The organism is Pseudomonas sp. 3MA1 (assembly GCF_029237275.1).
Taxonomy (GTDB): Bacteria; Pseudomonadota; Gammaproteobacteria; order Pseudomonadales; family Pseudomonadaceae; genus Aquipseudomonas; species Aquipseudomonas fluorescens_AP.
In genome coordinates, this window is record NZ_JAACFX010000008.1 from 168,148 (window position 1) to 194,326 (window position 26,179).

At 62.1% G+C, this 26,179-nt stretch carries 25 protein-coding genes and 1 pseudogene; 12 read left to right on the plus strand and 14 right to left on the minus strand.

Annotation, left to right across the window (positions count from 1 at the left end; all coding sequences use genetic code 11):
* Both hemL and GWQ44_RS21470 read left to right on the plus strand, forming a co-directional pair.
* On the plus strand, positions 1-1,284 hold the full coding sequence (hemL, locus tag GWQ44_RS21465; RefSeq protein WP_275928238.1) for a glutamate-1-semialdehyde 2,1-aminomutase: 1,284 nt from the start codon (positions 1-3) through the stop codon (positions 1,282-1,284).
* A gap of 220 nt (positions 1,285-1,504) precedes the next feature.
* A complete protein-coding gene (locus tag GWQ44_RS21470; protein WP_016965755.1) occupies positions 1,505-2,059 on the plus strand; it encodes a tetratricopeptide repeat protein in 555 nt (184 codons plus the stop codon).
* 47 nt (positions 2,060-2,106) lie between these two features.
* Here the strand turns inward: GWQ44_RS21470 and GWQ44_RS21475 are convergent, their stop codons facing one another.
* Positions 2,107-2,433: a DUF1820 family protein gene (locus GWQ44_RS21475; protein ID WP_007927079.1), complete on the minus strand. Its 327-nt coding sequence runs from the start codon at positions 2,431-2,433 to the stop codon at positions 2,107-2,109.
* Between the two features lie 134 nt (positions 2,434-2,567).
* Here GWQ44_RS21475 and miaB point away from each other — a divergent pair, with 134 nt between their 5' ends.
* The 5 genes from miaB (at position 2,568) to lnt (ending at position 8,141) form a co-directional block, all read left to right on the plus strand.
* Complete coding sequence (gene miaB, locus GWQ44_RS21480) at positions 2,568-3,896, plus strand: tRNA (N6-isopentenyl adenosine(37)-C2)-methylthiotransferase MiaB (protein ID WP_275928239.1); 1,329 nt, start codon at positions 2,568-2,570, stop codon at positions 3,894-3,896.
* A 183-nt stretch (positions 3,897-4,079) separates the two neighbouring features.
* A complete protein-coding gene (locus GWQ44_RS21485) occupies positions 4,080-5,099 on the plus strand; it encodes a PhoH family protein (protein ID WP_275928240.1) in 1,020 nt (339 codons plus the stop codon).
* Positions 5,092-5,550, plus strand: coding sequence for an rRNA maturation RNase YbeY (ybeY, locus tag GWQ44_RS21490; protein WP_047306220.1), 459 nt, complete (start codon positions 5,092-5,094; stop codon positions 5,548-5,550). Before GWQ44_RS21485 ends, ybeY begins: the two co-directional genes overlap by 8 nt.
* 42 nt (positions 5,551-5,592) lie before the next feature.
* Positions 5,593-6,432, plus strand: coding sequence for an HlyC/CorC family transporter (locus tag GWQ44_RS21495; protein ID WP_103740010.1), 840 nt, complete (start codon positions 5,593-5,595; stop codon positions 6,430-6,432).
* A 185-nt stretch (positions 6,433-6,617) separates the two neighbouring features.
* Complete coding sequence (lnt, locus tag GWQ44_RS21500; protein ID WP_199009786.1) at positions 6,618-8,141, plus strand: apolipoprotein N-acyltransferase; 1,524 nt, start codon at positions 6,618-6,620, stop codon at positions 8,139-8,141.
* A gap of 45 nt (positions 8,142-8,186) precedes the next feature.
* On the opposite strand, the gene GWQ44_RS21505 is transcribed toward lnt, so the two are convergent.
* Both GWQ44_RS21505 and GWQ44_RS21510 read right to left on the minus strand, forming a co-directional pair.
* Positions 8,187-8,948: a YdcF family protein gene (locus GWQ44_RS21505; RefSeq protein ID WP_103740011.1), complete on the minus strand. Its 762-nt coding sequence runs from the start codon at positions 8,946-8,948 to the stop codon at positions 8,187-8,189.
* Positions 8,949-9,072: 124 nt separating this feature from the next.
* Positions 9,073-9,390, minus strand: a complete 318-nt coding sequence (locus GWQ44_RS21510; RefSeq protein WP_275928241.1) for a hypothetical protein — start codon at positions 9,388-9,390, stop codon at positions 9,073-9,075.
* A gap of 261 nt (positions 9,391-9,651) precedes the next feature.
* Here GWQ44_RS21510 and leuS point away from each other — a divergent pair, with 261 nt between their 5' ends.
* The 5 genes from leuS (at position 9,652) to GWQ44_RS21535 (ending at position 15,691) form a co-directional block, all read left to right on the plus strand.
* The gene (gene leuS, locus GWQ44_RS21515) at positions 9,652-12,258 is read left to right on the plus strand and encodes a leucine--tRNA ligase (RefSeq protein ID WP_103740012.1); all 2,607 of its coding nucleotides are present in this window, start codon (positions 9,652-9,654) and stop codon (positions 12,256-12,258) included.
* A gap of 88 nt (positions 12,259-12,346) precedes the next feature.
* Complete coding sequence (lptE, locus tag GWQ44_RS21520; protein WP_047306224.1) at positions 12,347-12,952, plus strand: LPS assembly lipoprotein LptE; 606 nt, start codon at positions 12,347-12,349, stop codon at positions 12,950-12,952.
* 39 nt (positions 12,953-12,991) lie between these two features.
* On the plus strand, positions 12,992-14,029 hold the full coding sequence (gene holA, locus GWQ44_RS21525; protein ID WP_275928242.1) for a DNA polymerase III subunit delta: 1,038 nt from the start codon (positions 12,992-12,994) through the stop codon (positions 14,027-14,029).
* 114 nt (positions 14,030-14,143) lie between these two features.
* A complete protein-coding gene (gene arfA, locus GWQ44_RS21530) occupies positions 14,144-14,305 on the plus strand; it encodes an alternative ribosome rescue factor ArfA (RefSeq protein WP_015637164.1) in 162 nt (53 codons plus the stop codon).
* Positions 14,306-14,368: 63 nt separating this feature from the next.
* Positions 14,369-15,691 carry a lytic murein transglycosylase gene (locus tag GWQ44_RS21535; protein ID WP_275928243.1) on the plus strand — a complete coding sequence of 441 codons (1,323 nt, stop codon included), beginning with the start codon at positions 14,369-14,371 and terminating at the stop codon, positions 15,689-15,691.
* 39 nt (positions 15,692-15,730) lie between these two features.
* Here GWQ44_RS21535 and GWQ44_RS21540 read toward each other — a convergent pair whose 3' ends face one another.
* The 11 genes and pseudogenes from GWQ44_RS21540 to rsfS form a co-directional block, all read right to left on the minus strand.
* Positions 15,731-16,678 carry an LD-carboxypeptidase gene (locus GWQ44_RS21540; protein ID WP_016964511.1) on the minus strand — a complete coding sequence of 316 codons (948 nt, stop codon included), beginning with the start codon at positions 16,676-16,678 and terminating at the stop codon, positions 15,731-15,733.
* 163 nt (positions 16,679-16,841) lie between these two features.
* Positions 16,842-17,864 carry a lipoyl synthase gene (lipA, locus tag GWQ44_RS21545; RefSeq protein ID WP_016964512.1) on the minus strand — a complete coding sequence of 341 codons (1,023 nt, stop codon included), beginning with the start codon at positions 17,862-17,864 and terminating at the stop codon, positions 16,842-16,844.
* A 1-nt stretch (position 17,865) separates the two neighbouring features.
* Positions 17,866-18,513: a lipoyl(octanoyl) transferase LipB gene (lipB, locus tag GWQ44_RS21550; protein ID WP_047306229.1), complete on the minus strand. Its 648-nt coding sequence runs from the start codon at positions 18,511-18,513 to the stop codon at positions 17,866-17,868.
* Positions 18,513-18,788 carry a DUF493 domain-containing protein gene (locus GWQ44_RS21555; RefSeq protein ID WP_025129297.1) on the minus strand — a complete coding sequence of 92 codons (276 nt, stop codon included), beginning with the start codon at positions 18,786-18,788 and terminating at the stop codon, positions 18,513-18,515. The genes lipB and GWQ44_RS21555 overlap by 1 nt, the downstream gene beginning before the upstream one ends.
* Positions 18,789-18,869: 81 nt before the next feature.
* Positions 18,870-20,027, minus strand: coding sequence for a D-alanyl-D-alanine carboxypeptidase family protein (locus GWQ44_RS21560; RefSeq protein WP_047289459.1), 1,158 nt, complete (start codon positions 20,025-20,027; stop codon positions 18,870-18,872).
* A gap of 186 nt (positions 20,028-20,213) precedes the next feature.
* Positions 20,214-21,215: a septal ring lytic transglycosylase RlpA family protein gene (locus GWQ44_RS21565; RefSeq protein ID WP_275928244.1), complete on the minus strand. Its 1,002-nt coding sequence runs from the start codon at positions 21,213-21,215 to the stop codon at positions 20,214-20,216.
* Positions 21,215-22,225 (minus strand): lytic murein transglycosylase B, encoded by a 1,011-nt coding sequence (gene mltB, locus GWQ44_RS21570; RefSeq protein WP_016964516.1) that lies wholly within the window; start codon positions 22,223-22,225, stop codon positions 21,215-21,217. Before mltB ends, GWQ44_RS21565 begins: the two co-directional genes overlap by 1 nt.
* A 17-nt stretch (positions 22,226-22,242) precedes the next feature.
* Positions 22,243-23,346, minus strand: coding sequence for a rod shape-determining protein RodA (rodA, locus tag GWQ44_RS21575; protein WP_047306242.1), 1,104 nt, complete (start codon positions 23,344-23,346; stop codon positions 22,243-22,245).
* Between the two features lie 31 nt (positions 23,347-23,377).
* Positions 23,378-25,273, minus strand: a complete 1,896-nt coding sequence (mrdA, locus tag GWQ44_RS21580; protein ID WP_016964518.1) for a penicillin-binding protein 2 — start codon at positions 25,271-25,273, stop codon at positions 23,378-23,380.
* 12 nt (positions 25,274-25,285) lie between these two features.
* A complete protein-coding gene (gene rlmH / locus GWQ44_RS21585; protein ID WP_011063671.1) occupies positions 25,286-25,753 on the minus strand; it encodes a 23S rRNA (pseudouridine(1915)-N(3))-methyltransferase RlmH in 468 nt (155 codons plus the stop codon).
* Between the two features lie 9 nt (positions 25,754-25,762).
* A pseudogene (gene rsfS, locus GWQ44_RS21590) lies at positions 25,763-26,167 on the minus strand (ribosome silencing factor); the annotation flags it as partial.
* Positions 26,168-26,179: the final 12 nt, after the last annotated feature.

The following is a 26,179-nucleotide window of genomic DNA, read 5'->3' on the forward strand; positions in this document are numbered from 1 at the left end:
ATGTCCCGTTCCGAAACCCTGTTCGCCAACGCCCAGAAACACATCCCCGGTGGCGTCAACTCGCCGGTTCGCGCCTTCAAGAGCGTGGGCGGCACCCCGCTGTTCTTCAAACACGCAGAAGGCGCCTACGTCACTGACGAAGACGACAAGCGCTATGTCGACTATGTCGGCTCCTGGGGCCCGATGATTCTCGGCCACAGTCATCCGGACGTACTGGATGCGGTGCGCAAGCAGTTGGAACACGGCCTGTCCTACGGCGCACCGACCGCCATGGAAACCGAAATGGCCGATCTGGTGTGCTCCATCGTGCCGTCCATGGAAATGGTGCGCATGGTCAGTTCCGGCACCGAAGCCACCATGAGCGCCATTCGCCTGGCCCGGGGCTTCACCGGCCGCGACAGCATCATCAAGTTCGAAGGCTGCTACCACGGCCACTCCGACAGCCTGCTGGTCAAGGCCGGTTCCGGCGCCCTGACCCAAGGCGTTCCCAGCTCCGCCGGGGTGCCTGCGGCCTTTGCCAAACACACCCTGACCCTACCCTTCAACGACATCGCCGCCGTGGAGCAAATGCTCGCGGAAGTCGGCCAGGAAGTGGCCTGCATCATCGTCGAGCCGGTGGCGGGCAACATGAACTGCGTACCGCCGGCACCCGGTTTCCTTGAAGGTCTGCGCAGCCTCTGCGACCAGCACGGCGTGGTGCTGATTTTCGACGAAGTGATGACCGGCTTCCGCGTCGCCCTCGGCGGTGCCCAGGCTCACTACGGCGTGACACCGGACCTGTCGACCTTCGGCAAGATCATCGGCGGCGGCATGCCGGTGGGCTGCTTCGGCGGCAAGCGCAAGATCATGGAACACATCGCGCCCCTGGGCCCGGTCTACCAGGCCGGCACGCTGTCCGGTAACCCGCTGGCCATGGCCGCCGGCCTGACCACCCTGCGCCTGATCAGCCGCCCGGGCTTCCACGCCGAACTGAGCGACTACACCAGCCGCCTGCTCGAAGGCTTGCAACAACGCGCGGACGCCGCGGGCATTCCGTTCGTCACCACTCAGGCGGGTGGCATGTTCGGCCTGTATTTCAGCGGTGCCGATGACATCGTCACCTTCGACGACGTGATGGCCAGCGACGCCAACCTGTTCAAGCGCTTCTTCCACCTGATGCTGGAAGGCGGCGTGTACCTGGCGCCGAGTGCCTTCGAGGCCGGTTTCACCTCGATCGCCCACGGCGAAGCCGAGTTGCAACTGACCCTGGATGCCGCCGAACGCGCTTTCGCCGCCTTGAAATAAGTGCGGGCGGGCTGGCGCGGTGATCAACCGCGCCAGCGAGGTGCTTTACTCGAACTTTTCCCGGCCAAGGGGACAAATGCCCAGCAAGGCGACGGATATCGCCGCCACGCAGCAGAAAAACGAGTAAAGACTTTGTAAGGTTGGCCCTGCTTATTTCATAATGCGCGCTTATTGGACCCGTCGCTGGGTCCGCGCGCCCCTCAGAGGTAAGTCGATTCCCATGAACCGCACCGGCCGCGCCCTGACACTGGGCTGCCTGTTGCTCCTTCAGCCCCTGCTCGCGCACGCACAAGCAGGCGGCAACTCGTTGTTGATCCCAGCGATGGGTCGCTGCACCCTCGATCCCCAGGCACAGGAACAGGCCGAGGCGCTGGCCGCGTGCCAGAAAGCCGCCGATGAAGGTGACGCCGAGGCGCAATACGAGTTGGGTGAGTTCTACTACGAAGGCAAAGGCGCGCCGCGGGACCTCAATCAAGCCCTGAGCTATTTCGAAAAAGCCTCATTGCAAGGCCACGCTCAGGCGCAATTCAAACTCGGCACCATGTTCTTCCACGGCGAGGGCGTGCCAGCCAACAACGTCCAGGCCTATATCGTGCTGAAGATGGCTGCGGTCAACGGTGCCGAAGACGCTCTGGACACCGCCGACGAAGTCGCCGAGCACATGCAGCGTGACGAGCTGGAAGTCGCGACCCAGGTGCTGGGACAGATTTTCCGCAAATACCTGATGGAACTGCAAAGCGCCGATGGGCGCTCGCCTTTCTCGCCACTCCCTTAACACCCTCGCGCCATTGGCCGGCAAGCCGGCTCCTGCACCAACCAGGCTTACTTCTCGGGCATCGGCATCGGGAACGGCATGACGTTGCTCACGCCACGGGCTTCGCTGATCTTCGGCGTGCCCAGACGCTCCACTTCGTCGATGCGCACGATCGAATGCATCGGCACAAAGCTGCGCACCACGCCTTCGAATTGCGCCTTGAGCTTCTCTTCGCTCGGATCGACGACCACTTGCGTGCGCTCGCCAAAGACGAACTCTTCCACTTCCAGGAAACCCCACAGATCACTCTGATAGATCTGCTTGGCGTACATTTCGAACACCTGGCCCTGGTTGAGGAAAATCACCTTGTAGATTGGGGCTTCACGTTTGGTCATGGTGGGCGGGCAACACATCGGGGGATAAAAATAGGGCGCGAACTATAGCATAGCTACCCGATGCACAACGCTAGGAACCTGTGGGCATGGACCCTATAATGCGCGGTTCTTTGAATCACGTGAGACCGAGGTCCATGGCCAAGAAGCTTTACATCGAAACCCACGGTTGCCAGATGAACGAGTACGACAGCTCGCGCATGGTCGATCTGCTGGGTGAACATCAGGCCCTGGAAGTCACCGCACGTGCCGAAGACGCGGATGTCATCCTGCTCAATACCTGTTCCATTCGTGAACGCGCCCAGGACCGGGTGTACTCCCAGCTGGGTCGCTGGCGCGAGCTGAAACTGGCCAATCCGGACATGGTGATTGCCGTCGGCGGCTGCGTGGCCAGCCAGGAAGGAGCCGCCATTCGCGATCGCGCGCCTTATGTGGACGTGGTCTTCGGTCCGCAGACCCTGCACCGCCTGCCGGAAATGATCGATGCCGCTCGCGCCACCAAGCTGCCGCAAGTGGATGTCTCGTTTCCGGAAATTGAAAAATTCGACCATCTGCCCGAGCCGCGCATCGACGGCCCCAGCGCCTATGTCTCGGTCATGGAAGGCTGCAGCAAGTACTGCACCTTCTGCGTCGTGCCTTACACCCGTGGCGAAGAAGTCAGCCGGCCGTTTGACGACGTGATCGCCGAAATCATTCACCTGGCGGAAAACGGCGTGCGCGAAGTCACCCTGCTGGGCCAGAACGTCAATGGCTACCGAGGCCAGACCCACGACGGGCGCATGGCCGACCTGGCCGAGCTGATCCGCGTGGTCGCCGCCGTCGACGGCATCGAGCGGATTCGCTACACCACCTCGCACCCGCTGGAGTTCTCCGACAGCCTGATCCAGGCCCACGCCGAAGTACCGGAGCTGGTCAAGCACCTGCACCTGCCCGTGCAGTCGGGCTCGGATCGGATTCTGGCGGCGATGAAACGCAATCACACGGCCCTGGAGTACAAGTCCAAGCTGCGCAAACTGCGCGCGGCGGTACCGGGCATCTGCATCAGCTCGGACTTCATCGTCGGCTTTCCTGGCGAAACGGAAAAAGACTTCCAGCAGACCATGAAGCTGATCGAAGACGTCGGTTTCGACTTCTCCTACTCCTTCGTCTACAGCCCGCGCCCGGGCACTCCGGCCGCCGACCTGGCCGACGACACGCCGGAAGCGCTGAAAAAGGAACGCCTGAACGCGCTGCAACACCGCCTGAACCAGCAAGGGTTTGAAATCAGCCGACAAATGGTCGGATCGACCCAACGCATCCTGGTGACCGACTACTCCAAGAAAGATCCGGGCGAATTGCAGGGCCGTACCGAGAACAACCGGATCGTCAACTTCCGTTGCGACGATCCCACACTGATCGGCCAATTCGCCGACGTGCATATCGACTCGGCGCAGCCCCACTCACTGCGCGGCTCGCTGTTATCGTAAGAACTGACGTGTGCAGAAACCGGCTTGCCAACGAAGGGGCCTTCAAGACCACCTTCGCCGGCAAGCCGGCTCCCACGAAGAAAGCACCATAGGCCCACGCTCCGCATAAGAGCTTTCGCACCCAGGCCGCTGGCGTTATCCTTGAATTCTTCTTAATTGCCGTTGGGCGGCTAAAAAACGACCTTGAACGCACCCATAGAACCTCATCGTTTCATCCTCGAGCCCTTCGAGGCTCGCCGCTTCGCCAATCTGTGCGGGCAATTCGACGAGCATTTGCGCTTGATCGAACAGCGCCTGACGATCGAGATCCGCAACCGCGGCAATCAGTTCGAACTGATCGGCGAACCCAAGCACACCACCTCCGCGGAAAATCTTCTGCGCCGTCTCTACCGGGAAACCAAGGGCACCGAGCTGTCGCCGGACCTGGTGCACCTGTTCCTTCAGGAGTCCGCTGTGGAAGAACTGGATAACCCGTCGGTGGCTGACGCCGCCATCGCCCTGCGCACCAAGAAAGGCATGATTCGCCCACGCGGCTTGAATCAGCAGCGCTACGTCAAAGAGATCCTGGGCAACGACATCAACTTCGGCATCGGTCCGGCCGGCACCGGCAAGACCTACCTGGCCGTCGCTTGCGCGGTGGATGCCCTGGAGCGCGAGCAGGTGCGGCGCATCCTGCTGGTGCGTCCCGCGGTGGAAGCCGGCGAGAAGCTCGGTTTCCTGCCCGGCGATCTGGCGCAGAAAATCGACCCGTACCTGCGTCCACTGTATGACGCGTTGTATGAAATGCTCGGCTTCGAACAAGTGGCCAAGCTGATCGAGCGCCAGGTCATCGAGATTGCGCCCCTGGCCTACATGCGTGGCCGGACCCTGAACAACAGCTTCATCATCCTCGACGAAAGCCAGAACACCACCGTGGAACAAATGAAGATGTTCCTCACCCGGATCGGCTTCGGCTCCACCGCGGTGATCACCGGCGACATCACTCAGGTCGACCTGCCCAAGGGCACCAAGTCCGGCCTGGCCCAGGTGATCAACGTGCTCAAGGATGTGCCCGGCATCAGCTTCACCCACTTCATGCCCAAGGACGTGGTGCGCCACCCACTGGTGCAACGCATCGTCGAAGCCTACGAGCGCTTCGAGTTGCAAGCCGACGACGAGGCCGCCAAGGCTTTCGCCGACAGAGGCAGCCGCCACGATGCTTGAGCTTGATCTGCAGCGCGCCAGCCAGCTGCCAGCCCCCAGCGACGATCAGTTCCGCCAGTGGTGCGAGCTAGCCCTGCGCCAACGAACAGCCGACTCGGAAATGACCATCCGTCTGGTGGACGAAGCCGAAGGCCGCGAGCTGAACCACACCTGGCGTCACAAAGATTACGCCACCAATGTGCTTTCATTCCCTGCCGATGTGCCGGATGAGCTGCTGGATATTCCCTTGCTGGGGGATCTGGTGATCTGCATTCCGGTGGTCGAGCGCGAGGCCGCCGAGCAAGGCAAGGAACTTCAGGCCCACTGGGCCCATCTGGTGATTCACGGCTGCTTGCATCTGCTGGGTTACGACCATATAGATGACGACGAAGCCGAAGAAATGGAAGCACTGGAACGAACGTTGCTTGCAGAACTGGGTCATCCCGATCCTTATGCAGACGACGAAAGCTGATCAACCACCACCTGTAACAACCAAGGATTCAGAGCAATCGCTATGAGCGAAGATCGATCGAGCAACGGGCAAAAGTCATGGCTGGGCAAACTGACCCAGGCTTTTGCCCATGAGCCGAAAAACCGCCAGGAGCTGCTGGAGCTGCTGCGCGAAGCCCATCAGAACAAATTGCTGGACAGCGAAGCGCTGGCCATCGTCGAAGGCGCCATCCAGGTGGCTGACCTGCAAGTCCGGGACATCATGGTGCCGCGCTCGCAGATGATCAGCATCAAGGCGACCCAGACACCCCGGGAGTTCCTGCCCGCCGTCATCGACTCCGCGCACTCGCGCTACCCGGTGATCGGCGAAAGCCATGACGACGTGATGGGCGTCCTGCTGGCCAAGGACCTGCTGCCGCTGATCCTCCAGGAGAACGGCGACAGCTTCAATATCAAGGACCTGCTGCGCCCGGCGACCTTCGTCCCCGAGTCCAAGCGCCTGAACGTGCTGCTGCGCGAGTTCCGCGCCAACCACAACCACATGGCCATCGTCATCGACGAGTACGGCGGCGTGGCCGGCCTGGTGACCATCGAAGACGTGCTGGAGCAGATCGTCGGCGACATCGAAGACGAGCATGACGTCGAGGAAGACAGCTACATCAAGCCCCTGCCCAGCGGCGACTTCCTGATCAAGGCGCTGACGCCGATCGAGAACTTCAACGAATTCTTCGACAGCACCTTCTCCGATGACGAATTCGATACCGTCGGCGGGCTGGTAATGAGCGCCTTCGGCCACTTGCCAAAACGCAACGAAATCACTGAAATCGGCGCCTATCGCTTTCGCGTGCTCAATGCCGACAGCCGGCGGATTCATCTGCTGCGCCTGACTCCCGTCTCCCGCTAGGGGCCAGGGGCGTCAGCTCTCCTGCACACAGAATCATCGCCCCGAAACCGGAACCCCGGACTCGGGGCGATGACTCTCGGGGACGAGCCACTGAGCCGCACGGCGCGATGCCCACCTGAATCCAACCCACCCATCTCCTCGTGCCCCGCCCGGCGCGAAACAGGAAAGAGCTGATGAAACGCCTCTTGCAGCGCTCAACCCGACCCGGCTGGCCCGGCAACCTGCTGGCCGTGGCAGCTGGCGCCATCACCACCCTGGCACTGGCACCCTACAACATCTGGCCCCTGGCTCTGCTGGCGGTAGGGCTGTTCTATGCCGGCCTGCGAGAACTGACGCCACGCCAGGCCCTGGGCCGGGGCTGGTGCTTCGGCTTCGGCCTGTTCGGCGCCGGCACCAGCTGGATCTACGTCAGCATCCACACCTATGGCGGCGCATCGGCCTTGCTCGCCGGCCTTTTGATGCTGGCGTTCATTGCCGCGATTGCCTGGTTCTTTGCCCTGCCCGCCTGGCTCTGGGCCCGCTGGTTGCGGCGCAACGAAGCGCCGCTGGCGGATGCTCTGGCTTTCGCTGCCCTGTGGCTGGGCCAGGAAGCGTTTCGCGGCTGGTTCCTCACCGGCTTCCCCTGGCTTTATTCCGGCTACAGCCAGCTCGACGGGCCCCTGGCCGGGCTCGCGCCTGTGGGCGGTATCTGGCTGATTTCCTTCTCCCTGGCCCTGACCGCCGCACTGCTCTACAACCTGCCGCGCCTGATCAAGGCCGGGCGCAAAGGCTTCATTGTCGCCGGCCTGCTACTGCTGGCGGCGCCCTGGGCCGTCGGCCTGGCGCTCAAAGGCCATGCCTGGACCAGCCCGTCGGGAGACCCCATGTCGGTCGCCGCGATCCAGGGCAATATCGAACAAAGCATGAAATGGGACCCCGCCCAGCTCAACGCGCAACTGGCGCTGTACCGCGACATGAGCTTCAACAGCAAGCGGGTCGACCTGCTGGTGTGGCCGGAAACCGCGGTCCCGGTGCTCAAGGAGTCCGCCGAAGGCTACCTGACGATGATGGGCAACTTTGCCGCCGACCGTCATTCCGCGCTGATAACCGGGGTTCCGGTGCGTCAGCTGGTGCACCATGAAAAACGCTACTTCAACGGCATTACCGTGACCGGCGAAGGCGACGGCACCTACCTGAAACAAAAGCTGGTGCCCTTCGGCGAGTACGTGCCCCTGCAGGAACTGCTGCGCGGCCTGATCGACTTCTTCAACCTGCCGATGTCGGACTTTGCCCGCGGCCCGGCGGACCAGCCGTTGCTGCAAGCCAAGGGCTATCAGATTGCACCGTTCATCTGCTACGAAGTGGTCTACCCCGAGTTCGCCGCCGGTCTTTCGGCCCGCAGCGACCTGCTGCTGACCATCAGCAACGACACCTGGTTCGGCACCTCCATCGGCCCCCTGCAGCATCTGCAGATGGCACAGATGCGCGCCCTGGAGGCAGGACGCTGGATGATTCGCGCCACCAACAACGGCGTCACCGGACTGATCGACCCGTTCGGCAAGATCACCGTGCAGATTCCACAGTTCGAGCGCGGCATCCTGTATGGCGAAGTGGTGCCCATGCACAATCTGACGCCTTACCTGAAGTGGCGTTCATGGCCGCTGGTGGTGCTCTGCACCCTGTTGTTCGGCTGGGCCCTGTTGGCCAGTCGCATTGCCAAGACCGTTTGAAGCCCTTCCCCGGCCAGCCGGCTCCTGCGGGAGCCGGCGCGCCCCTCAGCGGTAGAAGAGTCGGTAACCCAGTTGTCCCACCGCCTCGTTAAGCAACTGGCCGCTCTGCCAGATCGACTTGAACTCCGGCATCCAGCCGCCCAGCGGACGGGCGTTGTCCACCCCGAGAAAACCCACCGGGGCCGGCACCACGTCAAATCCGGCATGCTCGAAACTCCAGACCGCGCGAGGCATGTGCCAGGCCTGGGTCACCACCGCCACGCGCCTGATGCCCAAGGGTTGCAAGACTTCGGCGCTGAACTGCGCGTTCTCCCAGGTGGTACGACTGCGACCTTCCTGCCAGCGCACCGTCACGCCAAAGTCATTGAGCAAGGACTCGGCCATCAGCGCCGCTTCGGTGGGCGGCGTGCCGTAATGCAGGCCGCCACTGGTCAGCAACGGCAACCCGGACGCCTTGGCCAAACGCGCGGCATAGCGTTCACGCTCCAGCCCCACGCCGGTGGGCTGATCAGAACCCCAGGCCGGATCCCCACGCTCGCGACCTGAACCCAGGACCACAATGGCATCGGCCTGCTGGGCCAGGCTCGCCCACTGACTCTGGGGCAAAGGAGGCAACTGCTCCAACCCGCGAGCCCCCCACTCCACCATCACCGGCAAGCTCATCAGCCAGAAACCGCCCAATCCCAGAACAAAGCAGCATCGCGCCAACCGCGGACGGGAGTGACGCAGGCACCAGGCGAGCAGGAGCAGCAGCAAAAGAATGCCGGGCGGCAACAGCAACTGCTTGATGAAATAACGAAAAGGCATCGGGCATCTCCAAAAGATGCCCGAAGCCTAAAGGGCAAAGCCCTGCAGCAACAACCGATGCCGAGCACTTTTGCTCACGAACGCCTCGGCAACGTCCTCACTGGCCCCATATCGAGTCCGGGACCTACTTGCACTGATGGGATCGGACTTTCACCGACTCCTTGACGGGCGCCTGATCCTTCAACCAAATGATCTTGGCTGAACGAGGCGCTTCCTGCTGCCAATCACCCGGCAGGCTGATCTGCATTTCACGCTGGCTGCGAGCCAGATAGGCCCGGATCAATTCGAACTCTGCACTGCTCAAGCCCCGCAGCTCCAACTCGACAGGCCGCTCATTACGCAGTCGATCCGCAGTCTTCAGTGCATCCAGGGCCAGAGCCAGTCGATTCAGCAGCCTTTCATACACCTCTGGTTCTGTTACTTTTCGCTGCGATTCAAGCATCCGTTCACCTCATCGAAGAATAAGACTCACTCCCCTTTTTGAGCTTAGTCGGACAGCCAAAAGCGTCGCGCCGCCGCGACCAACGGCCCGGCTGAGCAATCAAGGTTTCCCTCGGCAGAGTGCGGTCATGTATGCTACGGCGCTTCCTGTAACTCCACTTCCAGCTCCATCGGGCACTGAAAATCGCCGTATTTGGCGTCATCGCTCCCCGCGGTTGCATTGAAGAGGATTAGGCCACCCCTATTCAGTACAAAAGTAGCCATGCACGAACACTATCAGCCCCGTGAAATCGAAGCCGCCGCCCAGTCGTTCTGGGACGAGCAAAAGTCCTTTGAAGTCAGTGAACAGCCAGGCAAGGACACCTACTATTGCCTATCGATGTTCCCTTACCCCAGCGGCAAGCTACACATGGGGCACGTGCGCAACTACACCATCGGCGACGTGATCTCCCGCTACCAGCGCATGCAAGGCAAGAACGTTCTGCAACCCATGGGTTGGGACGCCTTCGGCATGCCGGCGGAAAACGCCGCGATGAAGAACAACGTGGCTCCCGCCAAGTGGACCTACGAAAACATCGCCTACATGAAGTCCCAGCTGCGCAGCCTGGGCCTGGCGGTGGACTGGTCCCGCGAGGTCACCACCTGCAAGCCGGACTACTACCGCTGGGAACAGTGGCTGTTCACCCGCCTGTTCGAAAAAGGCGTGATCTATCGCAAGAACGGCACCGTGAACTGGGACCCGGTCGACCAGACCGTACTGGCCAACGAGCAAGTGATCGACGGCCGCGGCTGGCGCTCCGGCGCGCTGATCGAGAAGCGCGAAATCCCGATGTACTACTTCAAGATCACCGCTTATGCGGATGAGCTGCTGGAGAGTCTCGACGAGCTGACCGGCTGGCCCGAGCAGGTCAAGACCATGCAACGCAACTGGATCGGCAAGTCCCGTGGCATGGAAGTGCAGTTCCCCTACGATCAGGCGTCGATCGGCGAAGCCGGCACCCTGAAGGTGTTCACCACCCGTCCGGACACCCTGATGGGCGCAACCTATGTCGCCGTCGCCGCCGAGCACCCGCTGGCGACCCTGGCCGCGCGGAACAACCCTGAGTTGCAGGCGTTCATCGCCGAATGCAAAGGCGGCAGCGTCGCCGAAGCGGACATGGCGACCCAGGAGAAAAAAGGCCTGCCGACCTCGCTGTTCGTCGAACACCCGCTGACCGGCGAGAAGCTCCCGGTGTGGGTAGCCAACTACGTGCTGATGCACTACGGCGATGGCGCGGTCATGGCTGTCCCAGCCCACGACGAGCGCGATTTCGAGTTCGCCAGCAAGTACAACCTGCCGATCAAGGCCGTGGTACGCACCAGCGCCGGCGATGAAACCCCTGCGCCCTGGCAGGACGCTTACGGCGAGCACGGCGAACTGATCAACTCCGGCGAATTCGACGGCCTGGATTTCCCTGGCGCGTTCGACGCTATCGAAGCGGCCCTGCTGAAGAAAAACCTCGGCCAATCACGCACCCAGTTCCGCCTGCGGGACTGGGGCATCAGCCGCCAGCGCTACTGGGGCTGCCCGATCCCGATCATCCACTGCGACAGCTGCGGCGACGTTCCAGTCCCGGAAAACCAGCTGCCGGTGGTCCTGCCAGAAGACGTGGTGCCCGATGGCGCCGGTTCGCCTCTGGCCCGCATGCCCGAGTTCTACGAGTGCAACTGCCCGAAATGCGGCCAGCCTGCCAAGCGTGAAACCGACACCATGGACACCTTCGTCGAGTCCTCGTGGTACTACGCGCGCTATGCGTCGCCACACTATGAAGGCGGCTTGGTGGACCCGGCGGCGGCCAACCACTGGTTGCCGGTGGATCAGTACATCGGTGGCATCGAACACGCCATCCTGCACCTGCTGTACGCGCGCTTCTTCCACAAATTGATGCGTGACGAAGGCCTGGTGAGCTCCAACGAGCCATTCAAGAACCTGCTGACCCAGGGCATGGTGATTGCCGAAACCTACTATCGCCGTGAGGCCAATGGCGCCTACACCTGGTACAACCCGGCGGACGTGGAACTGGAGCGCGACAGCAAGGCCAAGATCATCGGGGCCAAGCTGATCAGCGACGGCCTGCCGGTGGAGATCGGCGGCACCGAGAAGATGGCCAAGTCGAAGAACAATGGCGTCGACCCGCAGTCGATGATCGAGCAATACGGCGCCGACACTTGCCGCCTGTTCATGATGTTCGCCTCGCCGCCCGAACTGAGCCTGGAATGGTCCGACTCGGGTGTCGAGGGTGCGCATCGCTTCCTCAAGCGCGTCTGGCGCCTGGCCCAGGCCCATGTCAGCCAAGGGCTGCCGGAAGCACTGGATATCGCCACGCTGAGCGACGAACAGAAAGCCATTCGCCGCGCCATCCACCTGGCCATCAAGCAGGCCAGCCAGGACGTCGGCCAGCACCACAAGTTCAACACCGCCATCGCCCAGGTGATGACCTTGATGAACGTCCTGGAAAAAGCCCCGCAAGGCAGCAACCAGGACCGTGCCCTGTTGCAGGAAGGCCTGCAGACCGTAGCCCTGCTGCTGGCTCCGATCACACCGCACATCAGTCACGAACTGTGGCAACAGCTGGGTCAGAAAGGCGCCATCATCGATGCTGGCTGGCCGGTTCTGGACGAGAGCGCCCTGGTTCAAGACAGCCTGCAGCTGGTCATCCAGGTCAACGGCAAATTGCGTGGCCAGATCGAAATGCCGGCCAGCGCCAGCCGTGAAGAAGTCGAAGCTGCGGCCCGCAGCAACGAGAACGTGCTGCGCTTCACCGAAGGCCTGACCATCCGCAAGGTCATCGTGGTGCCGGGCAAACTGGTCAACATCGTCGCCAGCTAATTGGATCAGGCGCCCGGTCCGGGATCGGGCGCCGAACAAAACCTCCAGGGCCACAAGGTGGCCCATATGGTTTCAAGGGGAGCAATACATGATCAAACGTAACCTGCTGGTGATGGGTCTGGCCGTGCTGCTGAGCGCCTGTGGCTTCCAGTTGCGCGGAACGGGAACCCATGAGCTGACCATCAAGGAACTCGACCTGAGTGCCCGGGATGCCTACGGCCCCACCGTGAAAATGCTCCAGCAACAGTTGGAAAACAGCGGTGTACGGGTCTATGCCGGCGCGCCTTACAAGCTGGTGCTGCTGAACGAGGAAAACTCCCAGCGCACCCTCAGCTACACCGGCGGTGGCAGCTCGGCCGAATACGAGATCGGCACCACGCTCAGGTACGAGATCCTGACGCACGACAACCTGCACCTGCTCGACGACAAGCTGGAAGTACAGAAAGTCTTCGTGCATGACGGCAACAACATCACCGGCTCCGATCAGGAATCGTCTGAAACTCGCCGGGAAATGCGCCGCGACCTGATCCAGCGCATGCTGATCCGTCTGCAGTTGCTGACCCCGGACCAGCTTGCCCAACTGCAGGCCACCGCCGAAGCCAAAGCCAAGGCCGAAGCACAAGCCCTGGAAGCTGCACGCAAGGCTGAGGCGGAAACTCCGCAACAGTCCCCTCTGGAACTGCCGAACCAGTAAGCCGCGTGGGGCGCTCACGCGCCCCATTGGCCCCCGCCTATGAAACTCGCACCCGCCCAACTCGGCAAACACCTGCAAGGCCCTCTCGCGCCGGTCTATGTGATCAGCGGCGATGATCCCCTGCTCTGCCAGGAAGCCGCCGACGCCATCCGCTCTGCCGTGCGCCAGCAGGGATTCGACGAGCGCCAGGTATTCAGCGCCGATGCCAGCTTTGACTGGGGCACCCTGCTGCAAGCCGGGGCCAGCATGTCGTTGTTCGCGGAAAAACGCCTGCTGGAACTGCGCCTGCCCTCGGGCAAGCCCGGCGACAAAGGCGCCGCGGCGCTGATCGAATACTGTTCGCGTCCGGCCGAGGACACGGTGCTGCTGATCAGCCTGCCCAAGCTCGACGGCAGCGCACAGAAGACCAAGTGGGGCAAGGCCTTGGTGGAAGGTGCCCAGACCCAGTTCGTGCAGATCTGGCCGGTGGACGCCCACCAGCTTCCACAGTGGGTTCGTCAGCGACTGTCGCAAGCCGGGCTGTCCGCCAGCCAGGACGCGGTGGAACTGATCGCCGCGCGGGTCGAGGGCAACCTGCTGGCCGCCGCCCAGGAAATCGAAAAACTCAAGCTGATGGCCGAAGGTGGGCAGATCACCGTCGAAACGGTCCAGGCCGCAGTGGCCGACAGTGCGCGTTTCGATGTGTTCGGGCTGGTGGATGCCATTCTCAACGGTGAAGCCGCCCACGCCCTGCGCATGCTGGAAGGGTTGCGCGGTGAAGGCGTCGAGCCTCCCGTGATTCTCTGGGCCCTGTCCCGAGAGCTGCGGCTGCTGGCCAACCTGGCCCTGCAATTCAGCCAGGGCGTGCCATTGGACAAGGTGTTCAGCCAGGCCCGCCCGCCCGTCTGGGACAAACGCAAACCCCTGATGAGCAAGGCTCTGCAACGTTACTCTGCGCAGCGTTGGGGGCAATTGCTGCTGGACGCCCAGCGCATCGACGCGCAGATCAAGGGACAGGCCAGCGGTTCGCCCTGGAGCAGCCTGAGCCGCCTGTCGCTGCTGATGGCCGGTCAACGCCTGGCCCTGCCGGCCGAGTAAGTACGCCGCTTATCTACCGCCTGGCATCTTCCTGCTCCAGAGTGCTGGACAGCCGCCCCACTCTGGCCGATGATTCGCGCCGCAACCTCTCCCCCCAAACAGCGAGTAGAGACCATGAGCAAGCCATCCAAGCATGGCCCCAACAAGGCCAAATCCATTGTCGCCCAGCCACTGTTCCGCAGCCGCCAGGAACGCCCGGCCAAGGGCAAAGGCAGCTACCGCCGCGAAGCCTTCCAGTCTAAAAGCTGGGAGGCTTCTTACTTTCTGGCCGCCTGAAGCCCTGAACCCCGTCGGCATGATAAGGTCTGCACCTGATAGTTATTCTCTCTGGACCTGTGCATGCCCTTTTGTCTTTCCCGTCGTTGGCACATGCGCCAACTGATCGCTGCCTCCAGCTTCGTTCTGCTAGTCGCCTGCGCGGAACAACCCACCGCCGCCGACGCCCAGCCACTGCCCACCCTCCAGGCAGCCCCCCTCGCCGCACCCGCTACTGTCGCCCCACTGACCGCCGACAATCTGGACATCCAGCCCGCACAGACCTTCGATGAATGGCTGAACGCATTCCGTACCGAAGCCCTGAACGCCGGAATTCGCGCCGACGTCTTCGACCGGGCCTTCGCCGGTGTCACCCCGGACATGAGCGTGATCAAGGCTGACCGCAGCCAGCCAGAGTTCACCCGTCCGGTCTGGGAATACCTGGATGGGGCCCTGTCTCCGGTCAGGGTACGCAAGGGTCAGGCGCTGCTGCTCCAGTACAGCGACATCCTGCAACGCATCGAGCAGCGCTATGGTGTGGATCGCCAGGCATTGGTAGCGGTCTGGGGCATGGAGAGCAATTTCGGCGACTTCCAAGGCAACAAGTCGGTGATCCGCTCCCTGGCCACCCTGGCTTATGAAGGACGGCGCCCGGCCTTCGCCAACAGCCAGTTGATTGCCGCCTTGCAGATCATCCAGCACGGCGACATCCAGCCCGAGAAGATGCTCGGTTCCTGGGCCGGCGCCATGGGCCAGACCCAGTTCATTCCCACCACCTACAACACCCATGCCGTGGACTTCGACGGCGACGGTCGCCGGGATATCTGGAACAGCCCGGCCGACGCTCTGGCCTCCACCGCCCATTACCTGCAGAGCTCTGGCTGGCAAAAAGGCCAGCCCTGGGGCATTGAGGTCCAGCTCAAGAGCGGCTTCGACTACGCCCTGGCCGACGCTTCGACCCGCAAGACCGTGGCCGAGTGGCTAAGCCTGGGCATGACCCCGAGCAGCGGCAAGGCACTGCCATACGGCTCCGAGCAATTGTCCGCTTCATTGCTGTTGCCTGCGGGTTACCGAGGGCCGGCGTTCCTGATTCTGGATAACTTCCGGGCAGTGCTCAAATACAACAACTCATCGTCCTACGCCCTGGCAGTCAATCTGCTGTCCGAGCGGTTTGGCGGCGCCGGCCAGATCAATGGCAGTTGGCCCAAGGACGATCTGCCCCTGAGTCGCTCCGAACGCATCGAATTGCAGACCCTGCTCAGCACCCACCAATATGACGCCGGCACCCCCGACGGCATCATCGGCGCCAATACCCGCAAGGCCATTCGCAGTGCTCAGCAGGCATTGGGCTGGCCCGCAGATGGCTACCCAAGCCACAAGCTGCTGGAAAGCCTGCGCAACCGCTAGGCAAGCATTAGCGAAGGAGCCGGCTCCTTCGCACGCCCCTCACCTGAACACCACGTCCTGAGCCAGGGTCAACTCCCTGGCCCCTGCATCCAGCTTGACCTGCGCGCCCATCGGCAAGGTCAGGTTCGGATCGCAATGACCACTGCGCCATCCCGCCAGCACCGGAATCCGCAAGGGCTCAAAGACCTGCTTGAGCAACGCGCACAACGCGGTGAAATCCACACCGGCCACATCCCCGACCAAAACCCCGCGCAGCCCCTCCAGCTTGCCGGCCAGGCGCAGGTGATTGAGCAAGCGGTCGATGCGGTACAGCGGCTCGTTGACGTCTTCGATAAACAGAATGATGCCGCCGGTATTGATTTCGTAAGGCGTGCCCAAGGTACTGGCAATCATCGACAGATTGCCGCCCACCAGTGGCCCTTGGGCGATACCCGGCTCCACCGTGGTCAAGGGAAAGGCTACCGGATGGGGGAGCAGGCTGCCGCTCTTGACCTGCCCTCTGAGCATGTTGAAAAACGACGCCTCGGTGGGCGCCTGCTTGCCGCCCAGCAGGTCGGCATTGAGCATCGGTCCATGAAAGCTGACAAAGCCCGCATAAAGATTGATCGCCAGGTGCAGGGCGGTGATGTCGCTGTAGCCGACAAATGGCTTGGGATGGCGTCGCAACAGCTCGAAGTCGATCTTGTCCAGCAAGCGCGGACTGCCATAGCCCCCACGCAGACAGACAATGGCGTCGATCTCGCTATCGGAAAAAGCCTCGTGCAAGTCGTCGAGACGGACCTGATCACTGCCTGCCAGGTAACCCTCCTGTTGACCCACACCAGGAAAGATCCGCAGCGTATAGCCCCGGGAACGCATCCATTGGCAGGCTTTTTCGGCATCCAGCGCTGCGGGACCTGCGGGGGCGATAAGGCCAATGACGCCTTCCGCCGACAATGCCGGCACCGGCAGATGAGCATGAAGGGCAGCAGTGGGTTGGATGGGCATGCAGATTCTCCCTGTGTGAATTCACCCCAGCACAGTAGCCATGAATGCCACTAAACAGAAGAGGGGAAATCAACCACGGAGAATACAACGGAGACGCAAGGCAGAGGGCGCGCCCAACAGCGGCAAAGTTGCCCGCAAGGCCTGAACCTTGCGGGCGGGGCGATCAGGAAACCAGGCCTTCCTTGGCCAGCTTCGCTTGTTCATCGGCGTGATACGAGGAACGTACCAGCGGACCGGAAGCGACGTTCTTGAAGCCCATCTTGTAACCTTCCTCGGCAAACCAGGCGAAGGTGTCCGGGTGCACGAAGCGTTGAACCGGCAGGTGGTTGCGCGACGGCTGCAGGTACTGGCCGAGGGTCAGCATGTCGATGTCGTGCTCGCGCATGCGCTTCATGACTTCGATGACTTCGTCATCGGTTTCGCCCAGGCCCAGCATCAGGCCGGACTTGGTCGGTACATGGGGCACCAGTTGCTTGAACTTCTGCAGCAGGGTCAGCGACCACTGGTAGTCCGAGCCTGGACGCGCCGCCTTGTACAGGCGTGGCACGGTTTCCAGGTTGTGGTTGAACACATCCGGCGGCGTGGCGGCGGTGATTTCCAGGGCGACGTCCATGCGACCGCGATAGTCGGGAACCAGGGTTTCCAGCTGCACGTTCGGCGACAGCTTGCGAATCTCGCGAATGCAGTCGGCAAAGTGCTGGGCACCGCCGTCACGCAGGTCATCGCGGTCCACCGAGGTGATCACCACGTACTTCAGGCGCAGATCGGCGATGGCCACCGCCAGGTTCATCGGCTCATCGACATCCAACGGCTTTGGACGGCCGTGGCCAACGTCACAGAACGGGCAGCGACGGGTGCAGATGTCGCCCATGATCATGAAGGTCGCAGTACCGCCGGAGAAACATTCGCCCAGGTTCGGGCAGGATGCTTCTTCGCAGACGCTGTGCAACTTGTGCTTGCGCAGCAGTTGCTTGATCCGGTCAACCTCCGGGGAGACCGGGATGCGCACACGGATCCAGTCCGGCTTCTTCGGCAACTCGGTGGTCGGAATGATCTTCACCGGAATGCGCGCGACCTTCTCCGCACCGCGCAATTTGACGCCGGTTTCAACTTTCGGACGGGCCGCCCGCTCGGAAACATCCAGCGTCGGGATCAGGGTTTCAACAGCGTCTTGCGCAGTAGTCATATCAGTCGATTCCGCCCGTTAGGGTCGTCTGCTCAGCATAGTCGAGGTGTTTGACGAGCTGCGCGCGCAGCCGGGCACTTACCTCGGCAAATTCAATCGGCCCTGCATGGTCGCTCAGTTGGGTCATCGCCAACCCGGCATAACCACAGGGGTTAATCCGTCGAAACGGCTGCAAATCCATGTCCACGTTCAAGGCCAGGCCGTGAAAGGAGCATCCGTGGCGGATGCGCAGGCCCAACGAGGCAATTTTCGCCCCGTCGACGTAGACCCCCGGTGCATCGGGCTTGGCCGCCGCCGGCACGCCATAGCTGGCCAACAACTCCACCAGGCATTGCTCCATGCGGCTGACCAGATCACGCACACCGAAACCCAGCCTGCGTACATCCAGCAGCAAGTAGGCCACCAGCTGGCCCGGACCGTGATAAGTCACCTGTCCGCCCCGATCCGCCTGCACCACCGGAATATCTCCCGGCAGCAACAGATGCTCGGCCTTGCCCGCCTGGCCCTGGGTGAAGACCGGGGGATGCTGCACCAGCCAGACTTCGTCCGGTGCGCTGGTGCCGCGTTCGTTGGTAAAGCGCTGCATGGCCTGCCAGACCGGCTCGTAGGCCATCAGGCCAAGCTCACGAAAGCCCAGCGTTTGCGGCATCACAGCACCATGTGGACGACACCGGTAGCACGCAGGGCACTATTGATATCACGCAGTTGGTCTTCGCCGGTGGCGGTGATGTGCAGTTGTACCGTGGTGTACTTGCCGTTGCTGCTCTGACGCTCGGCCAGGGACTTGATGTCCAGGGTGGCGTACTTGGCAAGGATCTCGATCACGGTGTCCTTGAAGCCGACAACCGTGTCACCGATCACCTTGATCGGATAGTCATCGACGGGAAATTCAATCTTGTGCGACTTAACGTCAGTGTCTGTCATGGCAGTAACGGCCTCGTAAGCCGTGGCGACGGACATGACCCCCACTCCACTTCGGAGCGAGGGCCACGCAGGTCGACAATATCAGTTGAACAAACCGTAGAAGAATAGGCGGATGCTATCCCACATGCGGCGGAAGATACCACCTTCGTCGACCGCTTCCAGAGCGATCAGGTCGGCGCTGTGCACCACCTTATCGTCCAGCTTCACTTCGACTTTACCAATCACGTCGCCCTTGGCGATCGGCGCAACCAGTTGCGGGTTCATGGTCATGCTGGCAGCGAGTTTCTTCAGCTGGCCTTTAGGCATGGTCATGGTCAGATCTTCGGCCAGACCGGCCTTGACTTGATGAGTGGTGCCCTTCCAGACCTGGGCCTGGGCCAGTTCGGTGCCCTTCTGGTAGAAGGTCTGGGTTTCGAAGAAGCGGAAGCCATAGGTCAGCAGCTTCTGGGTTTCGGCGGCGCGAGCCTGTTCGCTGTTGGTGCCGAAAACCACGGCGATCAGACGCATGCCATCACGCACGGCCGAGGACACCATGCAATAGCCGGCCTCGTCAGTGTGACCGGTTTTCAGACCGTCGACGGTCTTGTCGCGCCACAGCAAGAGGTTACGGTTGGGTTGCTTGATACCGTTCCAGAAGAACTCTTTCTGCGAGTAGATGGCGTAGTGAGCCGGGTCTTCGTGGATGATCGCCCGCGCCAGCACCGCCATGTCGTGAGCCGACGAATAGTGCTCGGGATTCGGCAGACCGGTAGGGTTCATGAAGTGGCTGTTGCTCATGCCCAGGTCGGCCGCGGTCTTGTTCATCATGTCGGCGAAGGCGTCTTCGCTGCCGGCGATGTGCTCGGAAACCGCGACGCTGGCGTCGTTACCCGACTGGATGATGATCCCGTGCAGCAGATCGCTGACGGTCACCTGCGATCCCACCTTGATGAACATCCGCGAACCGCCGGTACGCCAGGCGTTCTCGCTGACGGTCACCGGATCGTTCTCGCCGATCTGACCGCGACGGATTTCCAGGGTCGCGATGTAGGCGGTCATCAGCTTGGTCAGGCTGGCCGGAGGCAGGCGCTGGTCACCATTGTTCTCCACCAGCACGTTACCGCTGCTGGCGTCCATGAGCACATAGGATTTGGCGGCCAGTTGCGGTGGCGACGGCATCGCTTCGACCGCCCAGGCGGCGGGCGTGATGATCAGCGGGACAAGCAGGCACAGGCGTTTGGCAAAGGTGGTGATGTTCATCCGTCTCTCGAAGTTGCTAATGGAAACTTGCCCGGGAGGGCAAAACTATTTCAGACAGCCTTCTAAAGGGCTGTCGCGTATTCAGTTGTTCACTCACTGACCCTTGCCGGGCTTTTGTTGTTCGACGAGCCAACAACCAGGGTCCGCCCCCCAATACCGCGAGCGGACCTTCAATCTTCAATGTTCTTACTCGGCAGTGACCACGCTGGGCTGCCCCAGGTTAGCCAAGCGCACGCTGTTCTGCGCTTGCTGGGCCTCACCCGGCGTGCCGAACGGCCCCAGGCGGACCCGATGCAGGGTCTGCTGGTTGCGCACGATCGAGCTGATGAACACCGGGGCGCTCACCATGCTGCTCAATTTCGACCGCAACAGCTCGGCAGCGTCCGGGTTGGCGAAGGCGCCCACCTGCAGATACTGCCCGGAGCCTGCTGGAGCGGTGTTCTTCACTTGTACCGGGACCACCGCAGCGGCGTGCTGCTGAGGCGGCGGCGTCCATTGTTCGACAGTGCCGGTCGAGGCGGTAACCACCGGCGCGCTATTTTGCGCCACTTGCGGCTCGTTGAGCATCAACGGCGCCGGACGGCCACGCTGGGCCCACCATTGCTGCGGATCGATGCCCTCGACCTTGACCCGGGCAGTGCCGGTTTCGGCATAGCCGAGTTTCTTCGCCGCCGCGTAGGACAGGTCGATGATCCGGTCGGAATAGAACGGACCGCGGTCGTTGACCCGCAGGATCACGCTGCGGTTGTTGTCCAGGTTGGTGACCTTGACGTAACTGGGCAATGGCAGGGTCTTGTGCGCGGCGCTCATGCCGTACAGGTCATAGACCTCGCCATTGGCAGTGTTCTGGCCATGGAACTTGGTGCCGTACCAGGAGGCCGTGCCGGAAGCCACGTAGTTCTTCGACTCCTGGATCGGGAAGTAGGTCTTGCCCAGTACCGTGTACGGATTGGCCTTGTACGGGCCGGTATGCAGGGTCGGAGTCGCATCGGGGATCCGCGAAACGTCGACATCCCACCAGGGCGCGCCATCCTTGTGGGCACGGTTGACGTCCAGCCCCGGCATGGAACGCACGGCATTCGAAGATTTCTGCTGCGGCGAGCGGCTCGTCGAGCAACTGACCATCAGCAAGGACAACGCGGCAAAAGCCAGCAGCTTCAGGGGTTTGCGGATTGGCATTGCCAGCATTACTTGACGCCCCGTGCTTGGACCAGCTGTTCAGACAACTGATGTACGGCCATGGCATACATCACGCTGCGGTTATAGCGAGTGATCGCGTAAAAATTCTTCAGGCCCATCCAATATTCCGGGCCATTGTCACCTTCCAGGCGGAAAGCGGTGACCGGCATATCATCGCGCAGCGCATCATGACTCGACCAGCCCAGGGCTCGCAACTCCCCCACCGTCTTGGTCGGCTCGATGCCCGTGGTCAGGCCTTCGTCCACGCGATCACCACGCACATCGGCGCGGCTGACCACCGGTTCGCCGGCGACCCAGCCATGGCGTTTGAAGTAGCTGGCCACGCTGCCAATGGCATCGTCCGGGTTGGTCCAGATATTGATGTGCCCATCACCGTCAAAATCCACCGCATAGGCGCGGAAACTGCTGGGCATGAACTGGGGCAGGCCCATGGCCCCGGCGTAGGACCCCTTGAGACTCAGCGGATCAAGCTGCTCTTCACGGGCCAGCAGCAGGAACTCGCGCAGCTCCTTGCGGAAGAACTCGGCCCGCGGCGGATAATCGAACCCAAGGGTCGATAATGCGTCGATTACACGGTAATTCCCGGTATTGCGGCCGAAAAAGGTTTCAACGCCGATGATCGACACTATGACCTGGGCCGGCACGCCGTATTCCTGCTCGGCGCGGGCCAGGACCGCCTCGTGCTGACGCCAGAAATCCACCCCGCGCGCAATGCGCGCATCGGTGATGAACATCGGCCGGTATTCCTTCCACTGCTTGACCCGCTCGGCGGGCCGGGAAATGGCGTCAAGAATCGACTGCTTGCGCTCGGCCTCGCGGAACACGCCCATCAGCTGTTCCCCGGCAAAGCCATAGTCCCGAGTCATTTCGCCAACGAATTCGGCCACTTGCGGCGAACCTTCGTAATCACCGGCGAACGCGGTTTGCGCTGCACCCAGGATGCTTACCAGACCGACCCACGGCGCATACCGAGCGGCCCAGCCACGCATTGCTTGCATTGAATTCTTCACCTTAATCAAACCTGCGCGATCCACTTGCGATGGGTATGGATCGACATCAAAACCCCAAACGCTGACAGTAGTGTCACCAGCGAAGTTCCTCCGTAGCTAATGAACGGCAACGGCACTCCCACCACCGGCAACAAGCCACTGACCATACCGATGTTGACGAAAACGTAAACAAAAAACGTCATGGTCAGGCTGCCCGCGAGCAACTTGCCGAACAACGTCTGCGCCTGGGCGGTGATCACCAGCCCGCGCCCGATCAACAGCAGGTAGATCAGCAGCAGCGCACAGATGCCCACCAGGCCGAACTCCTCGCCCATGACCGCAATGATGAAGTCGGTGTGGCTCTCGGGCAGAAAGTCCAGGTGCGACTGGGTGCCCAGCAGCCAGCCCTTGCCGAAAACCCCGCCGGAACCGATGGCCGCCTTGGACTGGATGATGTTCCAGCCGGTGCCCAGAGGATCGCTCTCGGGATCGAGGAAGGTGAGAATCCGCTGCTTCTGGTAGTCATGCATGATGAAGAACCACATGGCGATCGCCACGGGCACCGCGGCCGCCAGCACGCTGAGGATCCAGCGCCAGCGCAGGCCGCCCATGAACAGCACGAAAGTGCCGCCGGCCAGGATCAGCAAGGCCGTCCCCAGGTCCGGCTGGCGCACGATCAGGATGAACGGAATGCCGATCAGGATCAGGCTGATCCCCACATGCTTGAGATGCGGCGGCAGCGTGCGCTTGGACAGGTACCAGGCGATGGTCGCCGGCATGATGATCTTCATGAACTCCGACGGCTGGAAGCGGATCACCCCGGGAATGTTGATCCAGCGGGTCGCACCCATGGCGTTGTGGCCCATGACGTCCACCACCACCAGCAACACCACGCCGAACACATAAGCCAGGGGCACCCAGCGCGCCATGAATCGCGGCTCGAACTGGGCGATGACAATCATCGACACCAGGCCGATACCAAAGGACGTGGCCTGCTTGGCCAAAAGATCCCAGCTCTTGCCGCTGGCCGAATACAGCACGAACAGGCTGCCGGCGGCCAGGGTCAGCAGCAGCACCAGCAACGGGCCGTCGATATGCAGGCGCTGCAACAGCGTCGCGCGACGCCGCATCACATCCTCACTGGAGAGGATGCGGTCAAAATTACTCTTCACGGGCCGTAGCCTCCGCGCTGATAGGGCTGGCGAACTCAGGCTTGAGCTGGCCATCCGGGCCGAGAAGCCAGGCATCCATCACCTGGCGCACCACTGGGGCCGCGACGCCGGAGCCCGACTCACCGTTCTCGACCATGACCGAGACCACGATTTTCGGGTTTTCCGCCGGGGCAAAACCGACAAACAGGGCGTGGTCGCGGTGCCGCTCCTGAACCTTGGAGCGGTCGTACTTCTCGCCCTGCTTGATGGCCACCACCTGGGCCGTACCACTCTTGCCGGCAATCCGGTATGGCGATCCGATTGCCGCCTTGCGCGCGGTGCCCCGGGCACCGTGCATCACCTGCTGCATGCCGTGATTGACCTTCAGCCAATCCGACGGGTCGCGCAGGACGATATCCGGCATCGGGTTGTGGTCCACCGGTTTCTCGCCCTCGATGCTCTTGGCCAGGTGCGGCCGGTTCCACTTGCCCTTGCTGGCAACCAGCGCGGTGGCCTGGGCCAGTTGCAACGGGGTGGACTGCATGTAGCCCTGACCGATCCCGAGAATCAGGGTTTCCCCCGGGAACCAGGCCTGGCGCCGGGTGGCACGCTTCCACTCACGGGTCGGCATCAGCCCCGGGGACTCCTCGAACATGTCCAGGGAGACTTTCTGGCCGATCCCGAACTTGCTCAGATAGGCCGAGAGCCGATCGATGCCCAGCTTGTGGGCCAGGTCGTAGAAATAGGTGTCATTGGACCGCATGATCGCGGTATCCAGGTCGACATAACCGTCACCGGTGCGGTTCCAGTTACGGTACTTGTGATCGTAGTTGGGCAACTGGTAGTAACCCGGGTCGTAGACGCGGGACGAGGCCGTCACCACCCCGGCATCCAGCCCGGCAATGGCTACCGCCGGCTTGATGGTCGAGCCCGGTGGATACAGGCCGCGCAGCACCCGGTTGAACAGTGGCCGGTCGATCGAGTCACGCAACTCGGCATAGGCCTTGAAGCTGATGCCGGTGACGAACAGGTTGGGATCGAAGCTCGGCTGGCTGACCATTGCCAGCACTTCACCGGTGTTCGGATCCAGCGCTACCACCGCACCACGGCGCCCGCCCAGAGCCAGTTCCGCCGCCTCCTGCAACTTGATGTCCAGGCTCAGGACAATGTCCTTGCCGGGAATCGGATCGGTGCGCTTGAGCACCCGCAGCACCCGGCCACGGGCGTTGGTTTCCACCTCTTCGTAGCCGACCTGGCCGTGCAACTCCGGCTCGTAGAAACGCTCGATGCCGGTCTTGCCGATGTGGTGGGTGCCGCTGTAGTTCACCGGGTCCAGGGACTTCAGTTCTTTCTCGTTGATCCGCCCCATGTAGCCCACGGAATGCGCAAAGTGCGCGCCTTGAGGGTAATGGCGGACCAACTGGGCCACCACTTCCACCCCGGGCAGGCGGAACTGGTTCACCGCGATTCGGGCGATCTGTTCTTCGGTCAATTCGAACAGGATCGGCACCGGCTCGAAGGGACGCCGTCCCTGCTTCATGCGCTTTTCGAACAGCACGCGATCTTCCGGGGTCAGCTCCAGGACCTCGACGATCACGTCGAGGACCTGCTGCCAATTGCCGGAACGCTCGCGGGTCATGCTCAGGCTGAAGCTGGGCCGGTTATCGGCCACCACCACGCCGTTACGGTCGAAAATCAGCCCGCGAGTCGGGGGAATCGGTTGCACATGCACCCGATTGTTCTCCGAAAGCGTGGAGTGATAGTCGTACTGGATCACCTGCAGGTAATACAGCCGGGCAATCAGCACGCCAATCAGGCAGATCACCATAATGGCGCCGAACACGACCCGGCCACGCACCAGACGGGCGTCTTTTTCGTGGTCCTTGATACGGATCGGCTGGGACATTAGGGGCGCGGGCTACTTGTGATAAGGGTGCCCGGACAGCACGGTCCAGGCGCGATACAGCTGTTCACCGATGAGAATCCGCACCAGCGGGTGGGGCAGGGTCAGCGGCGACAGCGACCAGCGCTGATCCGCCCGCGCACAGACTTCCGGCGCCAGCCCTTCCGGGCCACCGACCATGAAATTCACGGTGCGCGAATCGAGGCGCCAGCGATCCAGTTCCACCGCCAGTTGCTCGGTGCTCCAGGGCTTGCCATGCACCTCAAGGGTGACGATGCGCTCGTTATGCCCGACCTTGGCCAGCATGGCCTCGCCTTCCTGACGGATAAAGCGAGCCACGTCGGCGTTCTTGCCGCGGGTATTGAGCGGAATTTCCACCAGTTCCAACGCCAGCTCGGAGGGCAGACGCTTGGCATATTCGTGCCAACCCTCTTCCACCCACTTGGGCATGCGTGAACCGACAGCGATCAGACGCAGGCGCACAACCGTCCCTTATTGCTGGTCTTTGTTGAGCTTGGTGAAGTGCTCGTGGCCATGCTCCGGGCTGTGGTGCTTGCCATCGGCCGCGCGGCTCTGCTCGGCGCCCTGCCACAGACGCTCCAGGTCGTAGAACTGACGAGCCGAGGCGGTCATCATGTGCACGATCACGTCGTCCAGGTCCAGCAGGACCCAGTCGCTGTCGCCCTTGCCTTCTTCACCCAGCGGGCGCACGCCCTGGGCCTTGACCATTTCGCGGACCTTTTCCAGCATCGCGCCGATCTGGCGGTTGGAGGTACCGGTGGCGATGATCATGTAGTCAGTGATGCTCTGCTTGTCGCGAACATCGATCACCAGAACGTCCTGGGCCTTGACGTCTTCCAGCGCGGCGACAGCCACCTTGACCAGATCTTCGCCTTTCATTACTTGGTT

Bases quoted from the DNA above. Each gene is read 5' to 3' on its own strand.
- mrdA (WP_016964518.1), bottom strand. From the start codon at position 25,273: ATGTCCCAGCCGATCCGTATCAAGGACCACGAAAAAGACGCCCGTCTG.
- GWQ44_RS21510 (WP_275928241.1), bottom strand. From the start codon at position 9,390: ATGCTTGAATCGCAGCGAAAAGTAACAGAACCAGAGGTGTATGAAAGG.
- leuS (WP_103740012.1), top strand. From the start codon at position 9,652: ATGCACGAACACTATCAGCCCCGTGAAATCGAAGCCGCCGCCCAGTCG.
- GWQ44_RS21560 (WP_047289459.1), bottom strand. From the start codon at position 20,027: ATGAACATCACCACCTTTGCCAAACGCCTGTGCCTGCTTGTCCCGCTG.
- GWQ44_RS21540 (WP_016964511.1), bottom strand. From the start codon at position 16,678: ATGCCCATCCAACCCACTGCTGCCCTTCATGCTCATCTGCCGGTGCCG.
- holA (WP_275928242.1), top strand. From the start codon at position 12,992: ATGAAACTCGCACCCGCCCAACTCGGCAAACACCTGCAAGGCCCTCTC.
- hemL (WP_275928238.1), top strand. From the start codon at position 1: ATGTCCCGTTCCGAAACCCTGTTCGCCAACGCCCAGAAACACATCCCC.
- rodA (WP_047306242.1), bottom strand. From the start codon at position 23,346: ATGCGGCGTCGCGCGACGCTGTTGCAGCGCCTGCATATCGACGGCCCG.
- lipB (WP_047306229.1), bottom strand. From the start codon at position 18,513: ATGCCGCAAACGCTGGGCTTTCGTGAGCTTGGCCTGATGGCCTACGAG.
- GWQ44_RS21535 (WP_275928243.1), top strand. From the start codon at position 14,369: ATGCCCTTTTGTCTTTCCCGTCGTTGGCACATGCGCCAACTGATCGCT.
- lptE (WP_047306224.1), top strand. From the start codon at position 12,347: ATGATCAAACGTAACCTGCTGGTGATGGGTCTGGCCGTGCTGCTGAGC.
- GWQ44_RS21475 (WP_007927079.1), bottom strand. From the start codon at position 2,433: ATGACCAAACGTGAAGCCCCAATCTACAAGGTGATTTTCCTCAACCAG.
- GWQ44_RS21505 (WP_103740011.1), bottom strand. From the start codon at position 8,948: ATGCCTTTTCGTTATTTCATCAAGCAGTTGCTGTTGCCGCCCGGCATT.
- ybeY (WP_047306220.1), top strand. From the start codon at position 5,092: ATGCTTGAGCTTGATCTGCAGCGCGCCAGCCAGCTGCCAGCCCCCAGC.
- GWQ44_RS21470 (WP_016965755.1), top strand. From the start codon at position 1,505: ATGAACCGCACCGGCCGCGCCCTGACACTGGGCTGCCTGTTGCTCCTT.
- lipA (WP_016964512.1), bottom strand. From the start codon at position 17,864: ATGACTACTGCGCAAGACGCTGTTGAAACCCTGATCCCGACGCTGGAT.
- miaB (WP_275928239.1), top strand. From the start codon at position 2,568: ATGGCCAAGAAGCTTTACATCGAAACCCACGGTTGCCAGATGAACGAG.
- arfA (WP_015637164.1), top strand. From the start codon at position 14,144: ATGAGCAAGCCATCCAAGCATGGCCCCAACAAGGCCAAATCCATTGTC.
- GWQ44_RS21495 (WP_103740010.1), top strand. From the start codon at position 5,593: ATGAGCGAAGATCGATCGAGCAACGGGCAAAAGTCATGGCTGGGCAAA.
- GWQ44_RS21565 (WP_275928244.1), bottom strand. From the start codon at position 21,215: ATGCTGGCAATGCCAATCCGCAAACCCCTGAAGCTGCTGGCTTTTGCC.
- GWQ44_RS21555 (WP_025129297.1), bottom strand. From the start codon at position 18,788: ATGACAGACACTGACGTTAAGTCGCACAAGATTGAATTTCCCGTCGAT.
- mltB (WP_016964516.1), bottom strand. From the start codon at position 22,225: ATGCAAGCAATGCGTGGCTGGGCCGCTCGGTATGCGCCGTGGGTCGGT.